General features: G+C 54.5%; 16 protein-coding genes and 1 pseudogene. 3 read left to right on the forward strand and 14 right to left on the reverse strand.

What is annotated here, in order from left to right; all coding sequences use genetic code 11:
- Positions 1-20 precede the first annotated feature (20 nt).
- Positions 21-1010, forward strand: a pseudogene (locus tag IE061_RS06875) (IS481 family transposase).
- Between the two features lie 53 nt (positions 1011-1063).
- On the opposite strand, the gene IE061_RS06880 reads toward IE061_RS06875, so the two are convergent.
- Positions 1064-1540: a MarR family winged helix-turn-helix transcriptional regulator gene (locus IE061_RS06880; protein ID WP_096921895.1), complete on the reverse strand. Its 477-nt coding sequence runs from the start codon at positions 1538-1540 to the stop codon at positions 1064-1066.
- 222 nt (positions 1541-1762) lie between these two features.
- Between IE061_RS06880 and IE061_RS06885 the strand changes: the two genes are divergently transcribed.
- On the forward strand, positions 1763-2779 hold the full coding sequence (locus IE061_RS06885) for an AraC family transcriptional regulator (protein WP_096921894.1): 1017 nt from the start codon (positions 1763-1765) through the stop codon (positions 2777-2779).
- Between the two features lie 23 nt (positions 2780-2802).
- Here the strand turns inward: IE061_RS06885 and IE061_RS06890 are convergent, their stop codons facing one another.
- The 4 genes from IE061_RS06890 to IE061_RS06905 all read right to left on the reverse strand — a co-directional run bounded on the left by IE061_RS06890 (position 2803) and on the right by IE061_RS06905 (position 7070).
- Positions 2803-3867, reverse strand: coding sequence for a TRAP transporter substrate-binding protein (locus tag IE061_RS06890; RefSeq protein WP_229800810.1), 1065 nt, complete (start codon positions 3865-3867; stop codon positions 2803-2805).
- Positions 3868-3938: 71 nt separating this feature from the next.
- On the reverse strand, positions 3939-4913 hold the full coding sequence (locus IE061_RS06895) for a 3-hydroxybutyryl-CoA dehydrogenase (protein ID WP_096921893.1): 975 nt from the start codon (positions 4911-4913) through the stop codon (positions 3939-3941).
- A 24-nt stretch (positions 4914-4937) separates the two neighbouring features.
- Complete coding sequence (locus tag IE061_RS06900; RefSeq protein ID WP_096921892.1) at positions 4938-6044, reverse strand: NAD/NADP-dependent octopine/nopaline dehydrogenase family protein; 1107 nt, start codon at positions 6042-6044, stop codon at positions 4938-4940.
- A 172-nt stretch (positions 6045-6216) separates the two neighbouring features.
- A protein-coding gene (locus IE061_RS06905) for an IS5 family transposase (protein WP_087110723.1) occupies positions 6217-7070 on the reverse strand; the annotation gives its coding sequence in 2 pieces (ribosomal slippage) (positions 6217-6714 and positions 6717-7070; 852 coding nt in all).
- Positions 7071-7461: 391 nt separating this feature from the next.
- Here IE061_RS06905 and IE061_RS06910 point away from each other — a divergent pair.
- Positions 7462-8511, forward strand: coding sequence for a TRAP transporter substrate-binding protein (locus tag IE061_RS06910; RefSeq protein ID WP_229800811.1), 1050 nt, complete (start codon positions 7462-7464; stop codon positions 8509-8511).
- An 84-nt stretch (positions 8512-8595) separates the two neighbouring features.
- Here IE061_RS06910 and IE061_RS06915 read toward each other — a convergent pair whose 3' ends face one another.
- The 9 genes from IE061_RS06915 to IE061_RS06955 all read right to left on the reverse strand — a co-directional run bounded on the left by IE061_RS06915 (position 8596) and on the right by IE061_RS06955 (position 16213).
- On the reverse strand, positions 8596-9378 hold the full coding sequence (locus IE061_RS06915; protein WP_096921891.1) for a class II aldolase/adducin family protein: 783 nt from the start codon (positions 9376-9378) through the stop codon (positions 8596-8598).
- On the reverse strand, positions 9379-10419 hold the full coding sequence (locus IE061_RS06920; protein WP_096921890.1) for a ketopantoate reductase family protein: 1041 nt from the start codon (positions 10417-10419) through the stop codon (positions 9379-9381).
- Positions 10420-10430: 11 nt separating this feature from the next.
- Positions 10431-10997, reverse strand: a complete 567-nt coding sequence (locus IE061_RS06925) for a nuclear transport factor 2 family protein (RefSeq protein ID WP_096921889.1) — start codon at positions 10995-10997, stop codon at positions 10431-10433.
- 25 nt (positions 10998-11022) lie between these two features.
- Entirely contained in the window at positions 11023-11976 is a 954-nt protein-coding gene (locus IE061_RS06930) for a flavin reductase (RefSeq protein WP_096921888.1), read from the reverse strand.
- A 36-nt stretch (positions 11977-12012) separates the two neighbouring features.
- Positions 12013-12204, reverse strand: coding sequence for a 2-hydroxymuconate tautomerase (locus IE061_RS06935; protein WP_088700097.1), 192 nt, complete (start codon positions 12202-12204; stop codon positions 12013-12015).
- A gap of 43 nt (positions 12205-12247) precedes the next feature.
- On the reverse strand, positions 12248-13276 hold the full coding sequence (locus tag IE061_RS06940) for a TRAP transporter substrate-binding protein (protein ID WP_096921887.1): 1029 nt from the start codon (positions 13274-13276) through the stop codon (positions 12248-12250).
- 89 nt (positions 13277-13365) lie between these two features.
- Positions 13366-14691, reverse strand: a complete 1326-nt coding sequence (locus tag IE061_RS06945; RefSeq protein WP_096921886.1) for a TRAP transporter large permease — start codon at positions 14689-14691, stop codon at positions 13366-13368.
- The gene (locus IE061_RS06950) at positions 14684-15232 is read right to left on the reverse strand and encodes a TRAP transporter small permease subunit (RefSeq protein WP_096921885.1); all 549 of its coding nucleotides are present in this window, start codon (positions 15230-15232) and stop codon (positions 14684-14686) included. The genes IE061_RS06945 and IE061_RS06950 overlap by 8 nt, the downstream gene beginning before the upstream one ends.
- A gap of 24 nt (positions 15233-15256) precedes the next feature.
- Entirely contained in the window at positions 15257-16213 is a 957-nt protein-coding gene (locus tag IE061_RS06955) for a PDR/VanB family oxidoreductase (protein WP_096921884.1), read from the reverse strand.
- Positions 16214-16227 lie beyond the last annotated feature (14 nt).

Below are 16227 nucleotides of genomic sequence, written 5' to 3' on the forward strand. Positions count from 1 at the left end.
ATTCATCCGGGAACAGGTTCATGAACATCAAGCTGCATAAACAAGCGACGACGACACCGAAGATCCGTGCCGAGATTTAGGCAGCGCCTTCCAGCATCACGGATAGCGAACTGGCCCGGCAGTATGGTGTCGCTACTGCGACCATCCGGCGATGGCGTTACCGCGACGATGTCCATGACCGACCGCATACCCGTCACAACCTCCTGGCCACGCTCACAGCTGAGCAGGAGGAGGTGCTGATCACGGCTCGTGAGTTCCTGCGCCTCGGCTTGGATGACCTTCTCGTCGTGGCGCGTGAGTTCCTGAGCCCAGGCTTGTCGCGCTCTGCCTTGCATCGCATGCTCAAGCGGCGTGAAGTGCCGACGTTGGCGGAACTGGCGCGGCAGGATGCCGGTGGCGACGAGAAGCCCCGGCACAAGCCCTTCAAGGACTATGAGCCGGGCTACGTGCATATCGACATTAAGCACCTGCCTCAAATGCCCGACGAGGAGCAGAAGCGCTACTTGTACGTTGCCATCGACCGTGCGACACGCTGGGTCTACCTGGAGGTCCGAGGCAGCCAGTCCGCGAAGGATGCTCGGGCGTTTATGCATCAGGTGGAGAAAAAGGTGCCCTTCAAGATTCAGACGGTGCTGACCGACAACGGCAAGTCGTTCACGGATCGCTTCACGCGGGCAGGTGAGCGCAAGCCCAGCGGGCGCCATCCCTTCGATCAGGAGTGCCTGGCCCACGGGATTGAGCACCGCCTGATCAAGCCGGGAAGGCCGCAAACGAATGGGATGGTGGAGCGCTTCAACGGCCGTATCAGCGACGTGCTGGCGACCCGGCGCTATACCTCAGGCGAAGACCTCGAGCAGACGCTTAAGCGATACTGCTGGCTGTACAATCACCACATACCGCAGAAAGCGCTGCATCATCAATCGCCGATCACGGCGATGAAGGAATGGCAGGCCAAGCGGCCTGAGTTATTTACCAAACGGGTGGTCAATCACACGGGACCCGACACATAGGGAAAATATAAGTACTTGGCCGCGATGACTTAATTCCAGCGTCCCTCAAGAGCCTACAGCGCGTTTAAGTTATGAAACATTCTACTTAAGCACTGGTTGATATAAACAATGTCCTGTTTGCTGAAATCGGCAAAGGCTTTCTCCACCAGACGGCTAGTCACTTGCCGAGCAATACCCAACTTCGCCTCACCCGCCTCGGTAAGCTCTACTTCGGTGACGCGACCATCCTGCGGGCTGGCTTCTGTTTTAAGCAAACCTGACTCTTGCATTCTGTATACAATTTTGGTGATAGTTGACAATTTCGCAACAGCGTGTACTGATATATCAGACATGCTCATGCGCCCATGTTCATGTAAGATCATAAGAATGCGCCACTTAGACGAACTGAGCCCATGTGGTTTCAATAGGGTATCGACATCAGCGCTGTATTTCGCATTCAGCCTCGCGACCCAATAAAAAGGAAAATCACGCGAGCGAAACTCATCGGCAAGAGGAAAAAAGGAAGACGATAACTCATCCTTGTCGACCATAAAAAGCACGCCATCCAAAAAAATAGTGGATTATTCTAGCATATATCCCCACGAGTGTAATCGCCGGGAGCCTCGAGGGAAGGGATGGAGATGGAGATGGAGATGGAGATGGAGATAGGGATGAAAATAGGGATAGAGCGTGCCCTCGACTGGCCCAGCCGACACAGCTTCGGCTTCACACCCCATAAACATCGCTTGCTTGGTGCATTGTTGAGGTGAACCATGGGTACAACACCGTTTCTGCTGCAGAAGCACGCTATTGTGCGTACCGATTCACAAGAACTCATTCGTGAGCATGTCGCCCACTACCTCTGTCCTCACCGGATGCGTTTATTTGACGGCCCGCGACTTGCCTCACGTCTGAGCGCCGTCAACTTCGACCAATTGGCCATCATCGAACTGCAATATGGTGCTAATGTCGAAATTGACCCTGTCGAAGCGTCAAACGTTTACCTTTTTCGCATCACGCTCGAAGGTCAGGGAACCATCGTGTACGCTGACCGCCAGGTCAGTATGGTTCAGGGAGGTGTCACCGTCACATCACCCTGTCAGGGCGCTCTCATTCAAACCTCTCCGAACTGTCACAACATCATCGTGCGCGTTCCGCGCCACCGTTTGGAGCAACGCTTGTCGTGTCGGCTTGAGCAACGTATCGATCTTCCAATCCTCTTTGACCACTACTTTCCCGAGCATTACCCCGGCACGGTGTTTCTTCTCAATACCATCAAGTATTTTGCCCGTATCACCGACTCGCTTCACCCGCAAAATGCGCCGCACCAGCAGATCAAACTGATGGAAGAGTACTTATATGACAGCCTTTTAGGTCTGTTCATGAACAACTACACTCAACGGTTGAGTGGTCATCCCTCGCCTCTTCCACACTATGTCAAAGCGGCCAAAACTCACATAGAGCAGCACCTCAAGCAGGGTATCGAGCTGAATACTCTGGCTGCCTTGGTGGGAGTATCAAAGCGCACACTGCAGTATGGCTTCCAGGAATTTATGGGGCTTTCACCCAAAGCCTATTTTACGCAGCAACGCATTAAAAGCGTGCACCAGGCACTGCTGGATGCCCCTCGCGGTTACCGCGTTACCGACGTCATCATGCAGCATGGCATCAACAGCCCTGGCCACTTCTCCGCACAGTACAGGGAGGTCTATGGGGTGACCCCGGTGCAAACGCTACAGTCAAACCGCGCGCATACGACGGGTAACGCATTGGCCAACGCCTTTCCATAAACCGACGGTCGGCGCTGCTCCTGCTATTCAGCCGCGGTACGGTACTCTTCGATCAGCTCATGCATTCGTTCTGCAAAGGCGTACGCAGGCAGGCCCTGCTGTTCGGCCTCCGACAGAATGGTCTCATTGACCGGTGCCAGCTGGTCATCCCAACGGCTAGCCTCATCATCGGCAAGCGCTATTACTTCAACCCCCTCCTCCTGCTGCGCCCACTCGAGTGAACGCTGTATATGCTCATCGAGATAGTGACCGGTGAAGGTTGCCATCTCCGGTGCCAACTCCTCGATCACCGCCTGAATATCCGCAGGGAGGGCCTCCCACTTCTCTCGCGACATCAGCGCTACAAAAATGGTGTTAGTTAAGGGGTAGTCGGTCACGTACTTAGCCAAACGTGCGAACTGCATATCCATTAGCACTTCGCGAGAAGCTGCATACCCATCAATAATGCCGGACTGAAGTGCCTCTCCTGCATCGGCCTGGGACATGCCTACTGCTGTTACCCCCAGTGCATCCAGCGCTCTGGAGTTATCGCCGGAAATTCTGATTTCCAGCCCCTCCAGGTCTTCCAGTCGACGAATCGGCTCAATGGTCTGGAAATAGGCAGGCTCGGAGGTAAAGGCCGTGATGACCTTGAACTCTTCGAGTTCGGGCATCTGCTCACCAAACTCTTGAATCAGTTGGTACGTCATGCGGCTGGCTATTTCTGAATTGACGTCCTGGCCGGTCAGGCTTCCGGCCAAGTTGATCAGGGGAAAACGGCCCGGTTCGTAAGAGGTGGCGGAAAGCCCTATATCCGCAACACCATTCAGCACCCCATCGTACATGTTGCTAGCTGTGAGTAAGGAGCCCCCGGGGAAGAGATTGACCTCGACACGCCCACCGGTACGTTCATTGAGCTCGTCCGCCCAGTGATCCATCTGAACGGCAGGAAAGCTCTGCGCTGGAGCAAAAAAAGCGTAGCTGAGGGTAATCACTTGGGACTCGTCGCTAGGCTCATCGACTACTTCCTCCTGCGCATCGCTACACCCCACCAACGCCATTACAGCTATTAGTGCTGTTAACGCTCCCACCTGCGTACTCGTTTTCATTATGACGATCCTCGGAAAAGGCCTACGGAAACAGCATGGTTTCCAATAGGCGCTTTATAGGCTGTGAAGGGTTAAGAACGCGCGACTGTCGGCATCAGATCAAGCAGCTCAAGACGCTTTAGAAAGGCGTCGGAGCGCTGCCTTCGGTAGTTCGACAGGTCGACCCCTGAGTAGTCGAAGAAGCCCACGCCATCTTGGAATCCTCGACGCTTCTCTTGCATATTCCGGGTAATAACCTCAGGTGACTTGAAGCGGTTATCCAGCTTGTCGCACAGGTAGTTGGAGGCGTAGAAAAGCGTATCGCCACCGCCCCAATCGATAAACTCCAGCACTCCCAGCACCGAATAGCGCAACCCCAGCCCAACCCGAATGGCCACATCGATATCCTCGGCGCTTGCAACGCCCTCCTCGACCATACGCGCGGCTTCATTCATGAGCAGCACCTGCAGACGGGGAATGATGTAGCCCGGCGCCGCCTCGCACAGCACCGGTACTTTTCCAATCCCTTTAAGCACCGTGAACAGCGCATCGACATAGCGCTGCTCGGTACCCTTGCCCCGACTTACTTCCACTAAGGGCATCAAATGGGCAGGATTAAGCCAGTGGGCGTTCATAAAACGGGCTGGATGGCTCACCATGCAAGCGAGTTCGGTGACCAGAAAAGTGGACGTCGTAGAAGCGATAACAGCCTCTTTATCCAAATGTCGGCTTGCCCAGGCCAGCCCTTGCTGCTTAATTTCTCTGACTTCAGGCAGCGCCTCGAAAGCCAAACGGCTTCCCGCCACCATCTGCACCTGCTGGTCATCCACGATACGAAGTTGCTTCACCATTGAAGCGATCTGCTCTTCCTGAATGAGCCGCTTCTCCTGAAGATACTTAAGCTCCGTCACTAGTCGACTGCGAGCCTGCTCATAATAGTGCTGACGGTCTTCAGGGCTGCGCGACTTAAAGTCGATCAGCACGACCTCCTTCCCAGCCAGAATAAATGAGAGGGCAATACCTTCCCCCATTCTTCCGGCCCCCAAGACGATAATGTTGTCCTGCATGATGCGCTCCCCTCTACCGGTAGGTCAGGCCTGAATACCGTACGTCAATAAAGAGCGCATCTGCGCCTGGGATAGCGAATCCAGTCCCAGCATTTCCAGCGTTCGGCCTTGGGCGTAGAGATCTTGGCCGGTGATCGCCGAAGCAATGCTCAACAGCCCCTCCGCCACTGGCGTGGGCTGCCCCGCCCAGCGGCCAACCGATACGATGAAGGAGAGCCCCATTCGGGTGTCCTCCAGCATGTAACGATGGCTATGAAGGTCGATGTTCTCTCGCCAGTCGCCACTATCGGTCAGTTTGCCGTGGGCGCCACGACCATACATCCACTCCTCGCCTTCGGCGGCGTAGTGGTTGGCAAGAGGAAAATGGGAGGGCTTGTAACCCAACTTTTCACGCACCGCGATACGCTCATTATCTAGCGCGGTGGTCACGCTGCGGATAGAGGGCTGGGTTCCTTCGTTATGAATATCCCAGGCATCAAAATGCTCCAGTGGCCCCGCATTCATCATAATTAAAGGCGGGTGGATAATAGGGCCAGCGTTCATTAAGGCGCCACTGAGTCCATCCTCGATGGGTTCAACGCTGGGGTAGGCCTCTCGCAGCACAGAGAAGGCGTGTGCTGACAGTTCGCTGGGAAATACGCCGGTAGGGAGACGGGTTGCATAAACACTGATGACGACCTTATTAGCACCGTGCTTACGCGCCAAATAGGGCAGCGTTCCCGTTTCACAGAAGGCCACTTGGCTGTCGTTACCCGCTTTTCGCATCGCTCGGTGGAACAGGTAGCTGCCGAATGTACCTGGGGGCAGAAAGACCACCTGATCATCCCGTAGTAACGGCCCCAGTTGGTCGGCTAGAGAGTCATGGGAGGTGGCGGGTAACGGCACAATCAGCAGCTCCGCCTGTTGCGTCGCCTCCGCCAGACTATCTGTTAGAGATAATTGATCCTTGTGAGTACCAATCTGAATACGCCGTTCTCCTTGCGCATCCTTCACATCCAAATAGCCCAATTGACGCAACTCTTGCAGAGCATTGCCATCCCGACGCCACAATGTCACGTCGAAACCTTTCTCTACCATCTCAATGGCTGCGGCATAGCAGCCATGTCCACCGCCAATAACGCTAACTTTCATGTTTATCTCCGTTTCTTGTTAAGACTTTCAGGGTCGTTAAACGGTATAGCCATCGGGTGACTGACGGATATCCACAATGCGCAACCGATATTCAAAAAACGCAACTAATAGTGACTCGCAGGGAGAAGACATCTATCGATAAAGCCTCGTCCTTGGACGGCGGTGAGCGTGATTAGGCTTTGTACGAAAAGTTGGCTCGCAAGCAACGCTCTATGCAGGCTACGCATACCATCGCTCTGAAACTGCTCGCTAATTTTTCGTAGCGCGTTGCAAATCGACGTAACTCTTTAAGCCATCCAAAGCAGCGTTCTACCGCGTTTCTCTGGCGGTATCTGTGCTGATCAAAACGCCTCGGCAAACCAGGGCGTGTCTTGCGATGCATTTGACGTTGCGCAATAACGGGTTTTATACCGTGCCTGTCACAGTAACGGCGCAGTTCATCACTGTCATATCCTTTATCAGCGACCACGTAGCGGCTACGTTTGCGAGGCCTTCCAACACGGCCTGGTAGATAAACACTCTCCAGCGTCGAGATGAAATGTCGAGAATCAGCCTGCTGTCCTGGAGACAGGGTAAATGCCAGCGGCCAACCATGGGAATCACATACCAGGTGGATTTTTGTCGTTAAACCACCACGACTACGCCCCAATGCGTGATCTACCGGTTCTTCTGAGCCCCCTTTTTGCCGCCTCCTGCGGCAGCGCGGGTGGCACGTATCGAGGTCGAATCAATCATCCACGTATCCAGATCCATCAGTCCATCTTCACGCAGCCTGAGCTGTAAGCGAGAAAGGATAGCTTCAAACGTGCCATCATCCCGCCATTTTCGAAAGCGCTCATAGGCAGTTGACCAGGGACCATACCGCTCGGGTAGATCTCGCCATTTGGCACCAGAACAGAGCACCCAGAAAATACCATTGAGGACCTGCCGGTCATCCCGCCGGGGCCTGCCCATCACCTGAGTTGGCGACACAATATCTGTAATCTGCGCCCAGTTCTCATTGGATATCTCGTACCGGCCAACCATAATTCATTTCCCCCTATGCTTCTATTGCATGGGAAAACTTAGCAGATATCACTTTTCGTACAAAACCTAGCTACTATCCGTGACATCGAACTGATGAAGGAGTGAGTGTGAGTGCACCACTGTATGCCCTTTGTTCACCAAGGTGCGCACGAGTGGTGCTTTGCTAGTAAGAAGAGACGAAATGCGTGCTTGTCCCGACACACATAGCCACCCTCGCCTCTCTTTAAGTAAATAATTATTTAGGTTTTTCACACCACTGGAACTCAACTTGCACAGTATTGGAATGAGGGTTATTAAATTAACAACTTACTTTACTTTACATGTGATGTTGAATGTTTGTGCATTCCTTAATAACCGGCATTCAACGAACAACAAAGAGAGGATGTTCCCCATGGCGATCAACATGCACAAAAAACACGCGCTTTTGCAGCACCGATCCTCACTACTGCGTTTAAGCAGTTTCGTGGCGGGTGTGATGCTAAGTTCAGCGACCCTGGCTAGTGATATCAGCCTCAATTACGCTTTCTTTGCTCCCGCTCAAACGTTTCCCGGTGTACAGATGCAGTTCTGGGCCGATGAACTTGAAAAACGCACTGAGGGCAAGGTCACCGTCAACACCTTTCCAGGTGGCACCCTGCTCACCGCCAGCAACATGCTGGATGGCGTACTCAATGGCGTCGCCGATATTGGCCTTACGACAACCTCCTACGAGCCTGCACGCTTTCCGTTACTGAACCTGATGGGTGATTTCAGCGGTATCGATGTTAACTCTGAAGTGGCAAGCCAAGTTGCCTACCAATTGGTACGCGATTTTCCCCAGGAGCAGTTCGGTCTTGAGGATTTCAAAGTGATTACTGTGTTTACCTCCGAACCGGGGTATCTCCAGACGCGAGAACAGGTGAGCACACTTGAGGATCTATCCGGCCTGGAAATTCGTGTGCCGGGCGAGTCCGACACTCTGCGCACACTCGGGGCCGTGCCGATTGGCATGTCTCAAGCTGAAACCGGCGAAGCGCTCCAGGCCGGTATTGTTCAAGGAGTAGCTTCCTCCCGCGAAACCCTGATGGATCTTCAGTATGCCCGCTATCTCGACTACATAGTGGACTACCCCCTATCCAATGTTGTGATGTTGGCAGTCATGAGCCGTCAACGCTGGGAGTCGCTGCCGGAAGATGTCCAACAGGTTATTGATGAGCTAGGCGCTGAAGCCTCTCAGTACGCCGGGCACTATCTTGATAATCATGTTCGCGAAGCCATCACCTGGGCGCAGGATAACCACAACTTGGAGATTGTCACCCTGAGTGAAGAAGAGCAGAAACGCTGGACGGGGCGTATCGAACCGCTAAATGAGCAGCGTATTGAGCAGGTTGCGGCGCAAGGCCTACCGGCAGAGGAGCTTTACGACCGCATGTTGGCGTTAATCGAGCAATACCAGCAGTAACGTGAATAGTCGGTGGGCCGCCCATCGTCAGCCCTGAGGCAAACAGGCAGCCCATCTTCATATCTATTTTAGAAAGGGGGTGGATTAGAAAGGGAGCGGACGTTCGGACTTAAGCTTGCGCACCATGGCAGCAAAGAATTCGTTGGCGAAGCCGCTGTCGCGAATCAGCTCGGCGGTAAGATCTGCACACTTCTGACTAATTGAGGTATCGATTTCCACATCCTCGCCACCCAAAGCCCCTGCTGCGCACTGGTTTTCCGCCGCCCGCTGGACGGTCCACAACAGGAACAGCGCCTTCTCAATCGAGGACTCGCCCACGGCGATCCCATGGTTACGTAGTACCAGAACGTGCTTGTCCCCCAGACTCTCCAACATGCGCTGTTTCTCGTCAGCAAAGAGCGTGATGCCTTCAAAATCGTGGTAGCCCACACGACCATAGAGCTGAGCACCGTAGAAATCGTGGTGGGTGAACCCTTTTTTCTTCTGCACGATGGCCGAGATGGGAACGGTATGGGTATGCAGCAGGCAGTGGATATCCTCTCGCGCCCCGTGTACCGCGCTATGCAGAGCAAAGCCAGCGGGGTTGGCGTTGTAATCAGAGGCCTCAACCTTGTTACCGTCCAGGCCGACCTTCAACAGATTAAGCGGTGTCACTTCCGTGTAGTTGAGACCAAAGGGATTCACCAGATAGTGATTGTCTGAGCCCGGCACTCGGGCTGAGATATGGTTAAAAATGGTCTCCGTCCAGCCAAAGAAATCGACTAGATGGTAGCAGTAGGCGAGCTTAAGGCGTTGCTGCCACTCCTCTTCGCTGCAGCCATCGGGTTTGACCATCGTATCCGGCATAGCTAACGGCTTAATCGTCATTTAACACTTCTCCTTGCCATCGCAGGCATATGGGTGGTGAAGACCGGAGTCTTCGAAGTATCGCGTCAGGTGAAGAATCGACTTGATGGTGGGAACGGGGATACCCTTGCGATCGGCCAGTTCGATCACCCCCTCGACGATCGCCGCAAGTTCGAGGGCTCGTCCCTGCCGATGATCCTGCAGCATGGAGGTACTGACAGCCCCCATGCTCTCGCCCAATTCCACAAGTTGCTGGAGGGTCATCTCGAGCTGACTACCATAGGCTTCTGCCGTCAGACGCGTTTCGCCGAAGAGTTGGCCAACCACCCTCTGTAGTGAAGGATGACTATATAGCTGCGCAAGCGTAGTACCTGTTATCACTGAGAGAGGGTTGGAGGTCAGGTTAGCAGCGATCTTGCTCCATACAGCATCGCGGATACGCTGAGCGTAGCGCGTATCGATGCCAGCGCTTTCCAGCACCTCGATAAGCACTGACAAACGGCTATACGTAAACGTTGAAGGAGTGCCAACCTCCCCCACCACTAGCCTGAGCGGGGTATTCGAGCAAGCGATGCCGGGGGCTTTTAGTTGTGCCGTAATATAGACAACGCATCCTACGATGGCACTGGCAGGTAGACAGTCAACCAGCTTGCCCCCAGGGTCTACGGCTTCTATATGAAACTGCTTAACGGAACGAGGCTCCACGGCATCCATGAGTAACCACCACGGCGTGCCATTCACCATGGGCACCAAGCAGGTATGTTGGCCGAACAGCGGTTTTAATTGTGGTAACAGAGAGGGTAAAGAGTGAGCTTTAGTACACAGCAATACGATGTCTTGCTCACCAAGTTCACTACACTTATCCGAAACAGGGACGTTGGCGGTATGTTGCTCCTGCCCATCGATGAGGCAGACCCCCTGGCGCTTGATGGACGCCAGCGTCTCCCCCCTAGCCAACACGCTGACGCTATACCCCGCCACCGCAAGACGCGCCGCTAGGGTAGTGCCGATAGCGCCAGCACCCACGATAGCAATTCTAGGGGCAGCAATGGAGGCTAACATTAGGCTACTCCTTAGGGTTTCATTAGCACCGACGACGCTGGAAAATCCGTTGCCCACCCCTCTTTCAAGGGGGAAACAAACACATTTTCCGTTCGTGTACGGGTAATTAACCAACGTCCGTCATCCTGCTTTCTGAAGGCGTTATTAAGCCGCGATGAACGCAGCAGCGAGCTACCATCAGAAAAAATCCATGGCTGGCAGTGCACCCACTGCCCAGTCGCTGTACTACCCTCGACGTGAATCTGCTCAGAAGTCAGGTAGTGCACATTGAGGAGTAATTGAGGATCTTTTTTCTGTCCCCAGAAATTCTCGAAGTGGCGTCGAATAGCCGTAGCACCCTCTAGACGTCCAAACTGCCCGTCGTAATACTCACCAACCCCCTCCCAAACCGCATCCTCAGTATAGAGCGCCATGATTTGATTAATGCGCTGCTCATCGTTCTCGATACCGTACTCCGGCATAGGGGTGTCACAAAGAAACATATACCGGGTTTGAATCCGACGGATTTCGGACTCGGCCTCTAGGGTATCGACTCGCTCTATAAGCCGCTGAAACGCGGCTGCAGATACTTCTGTCATACTATTTTCCTCTGGTGATAGGCGATTAACGACTCTTCGCAGTGACGCTCCAGGGGTTCCCTAGCTGCCCAATGACACGCTCCAGCCCCCCTTTCAAGACACCCATCTCCTCCTCACTCACGCCTTCGAATACCTTCTGCTCATGCTCACGCGCCATTTGCAGCAGCTTACGGGCCAGCTCACCGCCGGCATTGGTCAGGGCCAAAGAGACGTGATCATCATGGTCGCGTAACAATCCCCGGCGGGTCAGACCGCTTAGGGTGTCCTTCAGGTCTTCGATGGGCTGCGCGACTCGTTGGGCAATGGTTTCAAGGGGTAGCGCTCCTCGATCGAGCAGCAGGGTCAGCACCCGCCACTCCTTCTCATCCACCCCCATATGTTCAAGACGAGGATAGAAATCCTGACGATAGGCAGACAGTGACTGGCGCAGCAGATACAGAAAGTGGTGCCCCAAAAGCCCCTCTCCCGTCTCGGCCTCCTCTTGAGGAATCGTCATCGGGTGGGGCTCAGGCAGGGCATAGCGCCCATTGTGGAAGACTAAAGCTCCGCGCCCCTCCTGGTAGCCATACTTCAGCACCTCCCCAACGATAATGAAGTGGTCTCCGCCTTCGTACACCTGCCAAGTGCGACACTCAAAATGGGCCACAGCGCCCACTATGCGTGCGCTCCCCCCCACTCCCTCTTCAAGATCGATCCCCTGGAACTTGTTCTCTCCCCGCTGGGCGAAACGGTTGGAGATAGGTACCTGATCACTCCCCAGTACATTGACCAAAAAGTGCTCTGCCTGGCAGTAGGCATCCAGGCTATAAGCGCCCTTATCGATGCTCCACAAAATCAGCGGCGGCGTCATGGAGACGGCATTGAAACTGCTGGCCGTTACGCCATAGTGCTCGCCTTGCGTATCACGGGTAGTGATCACCGTGACGCCGGTTGCGAACTTTCCCAAGGCGTTTCTAAAATCTCTGGTATCAATACTCATCACCTTTCCCTCTTGTACTAGTTATGCAGAGGAGTATCAGCGGCCTAGTTTTTCACCGGTGACACCACCTATCCCATACTCACTTTTCGGTACCTCGCTGATAATCACCCTTACATTCTCTTTAGGTGCACTCAGCGAAGAGACCACAGCATCCGTGACTTCACTGATCAGTGACTCTTTCTGCTGCTGTGTCCGGCCTGACATCATGTAAACGTGAACGGTAGGCATCGCGATCCTCCTTATTCGTATTAGAGCGTTTGGCTCAGGGTGGTTAAAAAGCAGTTAGCTCGCGGTACTCGTCATAGCGCTCGCTAAAGTTTTGATACGACTCAATCACCTCGGCAAAGCCGCTATCACGTTGAGCCTCCTCCTTCAGAACCTCTTGGGTAGCCGACTGCAAGGCGACTAACACCTCGTTTGGAAAGCGCTCAACGGTCACTCCGGCACTGCGAAACTCTTCAAGAGCGGCTGACTGCGCCTGCATATCATGAGCAAACATGCGAATGCTCAGGTCACTACAGGCATTGCGCACGGCCAAGCGCTGACTCTCTGCCAAACCTGCCCAGACGTCAGCGTTGACCAGCAACTCATTGAGGCTGCCGGGCTGATGCCAGCCTGGGAAGTAGTAGTGCTTGGCGACTTCATAGAAACCGGCACTGGTATCGATAGTGGGAAAACTGAGTTCAGCGGCACCAATGCGCCCCGTATCAAGTCCGAGAAACGTCTCACCGGCAGGAATGGAAACCGGTGACACTCCCAAGCGACTAATCACCTCTCCACCCAGACCACTAATACGCATGTTCATGCCACTGAGGTCTTCAACACTGGTGATTTCCTCGGTGAACCATCCGCCCGCTTCAGAGATCATGCTGCCGCAGGGAATCGGCACGACATTGTGGGGTTTGTACAGTGCCTCCCACAGTTCGAGACCGCCGCCACCGTATAGCCAGGACAGGTACTTCGGCACATCGGGGCCAAAGGGAATGCTTTGAAACAGCGCGGCGGCAGGAATCTGGCCCGCCCAGTAGCTGGCGGCCGACCAACCGGCATCTAGGCTGCCGTTACCGACGTTCTCCAGAATTTCGAAGGGGGGCGAAAAGGATCCAGCATCATAAGGAGTGAAGGTCAGCTCCCCGTTGGTCGCGGTGGAGACATCCTCGACAAAGCGATGTATTGAGGTATCGATGACCTCAAGACTGAAGGGAAAAGCGGATTGCAGGGTCAAATTCTGGGCCATCGCGGTGGAGGCGAGTAGCGATGCGCCAGTACCGATAATAGTGCTCTTCAAAGACAACTTCATGGTGTTAACTCCTGTTCTATTTGTTTCGTAAGTTCTATCTCTTAAGTCCTATGCCTTAAGTTCTGTGCAGTGATGGTTGAGTCAGCGGCTTACAGCATAAGCAGCCCTGGAAACAGCAGGATCAGTAGCAAGACAAATAGTTGGATGGCGATGAAGGGCAGCACGCCTCGATAAATATCCAGGGTAGCAACGCGATCACCCACGGCCCCTTTCAAATAGAAGAGTGATACGCCGAACGGGGGAGTGAGAAAGGAAGTCTGCAAATTGATTGCAAACAGAATGGCAAACCACACCAGTAGCGCTCCACCGGTAAGCCCATTCGACAGCTCCAACTGGGTGATGATAGGCACAAAGATAGGCATCAGAATCAAGGATATTTCTAGCCAGTCCAGGAAGAACCCCAGCACAAAGACCAGCAATAGAATGAGGATTAACACGCTCCAGCTGCCTCCCCCCATCAGCCCCAAGCTACTGCGAATTAAGCCATCACCGCCGACCCCTTTAAAAATTAGCGAGAAGCAGGTCGCCGTAATGACCAACATCATGATCATCGCAGTGGAGACCACGGTCTCCCTCGCCGCCGTCATTACTGATCCCACATCAATTTTCTGCATGACAGCGGCAAACCCCACCACCGCCAGCACGCCCACACCGCTGGCCTCCGTAGGTGTCGCCACCCCATAGATAATGGTGCCAAGCACAACGGGGATCAGTACGAGGAAAGGGAACAACGCCAGCAGGCTGCGCCAAACGCCAGCGCTTTGCTGCTCGTCCGGGCGCTTGATATCCGTTAAAGGCGAACGCCGCTGCCCCCATGCGAGAGCAAGCGAATAGAGGGTGTAGAGCAGTAGCAGCAAAGCACTCGGGATCAAGGCAGCCTTGAACAGATGGCCGACGGGCACCGACACCAAGCTGGATAGAATGATCAGCATAACGGAAGGCGGCATCAGAATGGCGAGCGTGCCCGAGGCTGAGATTAGCCCCGCCGACGCCGATGCTGAGTAGCCAGCATCGAGCATTCGAGGCAGCGCCAGTACCGCAAGCAGGACAACGGAAGCGCCAACAACGCCGGTGGTGGCTGCCATCAAGCCTCCGATGAACAGCACCGTCAGCGCGAGATGGCCAGGAAGCCTGCGCAGCAAGCGTTCGCTAACGCGGAAAGCATCGCGGGCCAAGCCGGTGCGCTCTAACAGCAACCCCATCATGATGAACATCGGGATGGCAACGTAGAGCCAGTTGCTCAGCGCGTTCGCGTACACGCGCGTCAACATGAGATTGGAGAAGGCCAAGGGGAGGTCTGAAAACAACAGAAAAATGGCCGACACCCCACCCAACACAAGTGCCACCGGATAGCCCGACAAAATACCCGCGAATAGCAGCAGCACCATGGAGAGTGGCATCCAGTGTTCAAGCATGATCCGAGCTCCCTGACATCAATAACCAGGTTCGTTTCACTAACAGATACACCAGCACCGCCAAAAACAGGGTGATACCGACAGGCAGAGTGGCCTTGATAACGTATATGTCCGTCAGCCCCCCATCTGTCGAGCGCTCACTGGTCAGGTAGGCACGCTCGGCAAACCGATAAGCGGGCAGCAGTAGCAACGCAAAGAAAGGGATACCGAACAGTGTATGCCCGACAATATCGATCCCATGCCGATAGCGTGCCGATAGACGGGAGTGAAACACATCAACCCTAACGTGCCGATCCAGCAGCATGACCGGGGCGATAGCCATCATGATGGCTACTGCAAAAAGCAGCACCTGTAACCCCATCAGAGAGTTGAACGTAATGGCTCCCCCCACCAGCCAATGGGGCGTTTCAAACGCAATGAGTTGCGACACTCCCAACAGGTGCATCAACACCCCCGCGCCGATGACAACGGCGATCAGTAACAGGCAGAAGCCACAAAGGTTTAGAATCGACTCACAGAGTTTTGCTTTGACGGCATACATACGGTTTCCCTTTACGCTGGCGGATCAAAGGTCGATGACGAGACGTGCGCTTTTGGCCCTGGAGCAGCACACGGCAATCTGGTCGTTATCTTCCTTTTCTTCTTCGCTGAGAAAGTGGTCACGGTGATCGGGAGTACCCTCCAAAACCTCGCAGATACAGGTGCCGCAAACCCCTTCTTCACAGGAAACATTGACCTTGACGCCCGCCGCCCTGAGCGCCTGGGCGATGGACATGCCCTCTTCCACCTGAACGGTGACGCCGCTGGCAACCGCCTCCACTTCAAAGGCGGCACCGCTGGTATCCACTTCTGCAGAGAAGTACTCTGAATGCACACGGCTCTGTGACCACTCCGCCTGACGGGCAGCATTAATCACCCAGTCCATAAAACCGGTGGGGCCGCATACATAGAGGTGGGTCTGGTCGGGTTGTGACGCCAGCAACGTCTCTATTTCCAGCCGCTGGGAGGCCTCCCCATCATCGAAGTGCATCACTAACGCATCGCCAAAGGCAGACTCAAGCTCATCAATAAAAGCTGCCTTGTCACGCCCACGGCAGCAGTAATGCAACGCGAAGGAGCGTCCGGCATCGCGCAGCTCGTACGCCATGGCAATCATTGGCGTAATACCGATGCCACCGCCCACCAACAGGCTATGGGGTGCCGATCCATCCAGCGGGAATAGATTGCGTGGCACGCCAACCTTCACTTGGACACCTTCGTGTAGGCGTTCGTGTACTGCCTTGGATCCTCCCCTCGAAGCGGGGTCGAGCAGCACCCCGAGCCGATAACGGTGGCGCTCCCCTGGGGAGTTACTCAGCGAGTATTGGCGCACCAGCCCTTCATCAAGGTGAATATCAATGTGGGCGCCTGCTTCAAAGGCAGGCAGATCAGCGCCACTCTCAGCAGCCAGATCGATCACTGAGATCTCATTGGTATGAAGTTCGCGGCGCACAACGCGCAGGGTTATGATGTCATCTTGCATGGTCATCTCCAGAT

It is taken from the genome of Vreelandella hamiltonii, from assembly GCF_014651795.1.
Classification (GTDB): Bacteria; Pseudomonadota; Gammaproteobacteria; order Pseudomonadales; family Halomonadaceae; genus Vreelandella; species Vreelandella hamiltonii.